The organism is Teichococcus deserti, assembly GCF_001982615.1.
GTDB classification, from domain to species: Bacteria; Pseudomonadota; Alphaproteobacteria; order Acetobacterales; family Acetobacteraceae; genus Pseudoroseomonas; species Pseudoroseomonas deserti.
In genome coordinates this window covers 1-1,541 of sequence record NZ_MLCO01000440.1, presented here as the reverse complement: position 1 = coordinate 1,541, position 1,541 = coordinate 1, and the positions used below count along the sequence as shown (strand labels likewise).

Sequence of the window (1,541 nt, the reverse complement as noted above, 5' to 3'; positions counted from 1 at the left end):
AGGATCGGGGTGGTCACAGGCGCCATTCTTCACGCGAAAATGGCGGGATTGCGCCGAAGCGGGGCGGGGGATGCGGCATCCCCCGAAAGCTGTGGGCCTCAGGCCGGAACCGCAACCCCGAGGCGCTCGGCGGTCTGCAGGATGCCGGTCCAGGTGTCGGGCTGCAGCGGCACGCCGTCCGCCAGGCGGGCGGCGCGGGTGGCGGCCTCGGGCTCGCCGGGCAGCAGCACCGGATAGGCCGGGTCGGCCGGGCGGGAGGAGGCGACCCAGTCGACATAGTTCCGCCCCATGCGCTGGAACTCCGCCTGGGTGCCGAAATGCTCGGGCGAGAGATAGATGGACAGCATGCCGTTGCAGATGCGGCCACGCTCGGCGACCGGGCCGGAGCAGCCGCCGGCGGTGAAGGCGCCGGCCAGCAGCTCGCACATCAGCGCCAGGCCGGAGCCCTTGTGCTCGCCGAAGGCGCGGATGGCGCCGAGGCCGCCGGCGGCGTTGCGCGGCCCGATCTTGTCGTATTCGCCGTAGAGCATGTGCGGGTCGCCGGTGAGCTCGCCGTCGGGGCCGATCAGCGAATCCTCCGGCAGCGGCTTGCCACCGTTGGAGGCGACCAGGACCTTGCCCTCGGCGACGCGGGAGGTGGCGAAGTCCAGCACGATCGGCCGCCCGTCCAGCGGCGCGCCGATGGCGACGGGGGCGGTGGAGAAGCGCCGCTCGACGCCGCCGAAGGGGGCGACCAGGGTGGAGCCGGCTACATTGACCAGGTGGATCGACAGCAGGCCCTCGGCCAGCGCCATCTCGGCGTAATGGCCGATGCGGCCGACATGGCCGGCGTTGCGCAGCGCGATGACCGCGGCGCCGTGCTGCTTGGCCCGGGCGATGCCCAGGCGGGTGGCCTCGGCGGCCACCGTCTGGCCGAAGCCGAACTCGGCGTCGAGGAGCGCGAAGGCGCCGCCATCGGTCACCACCTTGGCCGAGCGGCCGAGGAAGACGTGGCCGGCCTGCAGCCATTCGACATAGCGGGGAACGCGGACCACGCCGTGGCTGTCATGCCCCGCCAGATTGGCGCCGAGCAGGTGATGGGCGATGCCCGCCGATTCCTCCTGGCTGCCGCCGGCCGCGATGAAGATGTCGCGGACCAGGGCTTCGAGCTGCGGGGCGGGGACCAGCACCGGGGTCATAGGCGTTTCCTGCTTTGCTTTCTTGGTCCGGTCAGCATGGCGCGATGGCGCGGCGTGACAAGCCCTCACGGCAGGGAAAGCGCCGGCCGGGGCGTGTCGCCCCGGCCGGGTCGTGGTCAGGCCATGGCTGCCACCTTCTGCGCCAGCGGCGCCTGGAAACGGTTCCAGGTGGGCGTCGCCAGGATCTCGTTGATGCAGACGCGGTCCGGCAGATTGGCGACGAAGAGCACCGCGGCGGCGATGTCCTCCGGCTGCAGCATGCGGGCGCGGTCCTCGGCCGAGACCGGCTCGGGGCGGAAGTCGAGGATCGGGGTGACCACCTCGCCCGGGCAGATGCAGGTGCTGCGGATGTTGTGGATGCCG

At 72.1% G+C, this 1,541-nt stretch carries 1 protein-coding gene and 1 pseudogene; both read right to left on the bottom strand.

What is annotated here, in order from left to right; translation table 11 throughout:
* Window positions 1-98 precede the first annotated feature (98 nt).
* Window positions 99-1,178, bottom strand: coding sequence for a malate/lactate/ureidoglycolate dehydrogenase (locus BKE38_RS28640; RefSeq protein WP_106409330.1), 1,080 nt, complete (start codon window positions 1,176-1,178; stop codon window positions 99-101).
* A 116-nt stretch (window positions 1,179-1,294) separates the two neighbouring features.
* Window positions 1,295-1,541, bottom strand: a pseudogene (locus BKE38_RS28635) (oxidoreductase); the annotation flags it as partial.

Excerpts from the sequence above, each read along its gene's own strand:
- BKE38_RS28640 (WP_106409330.1), bottom strand. The coding sequence starts at position 1,178 with ATGACCCCGGTGCTGGTCCCCGCCCCGCAGCTCGAAGCCCTGGTCCGC.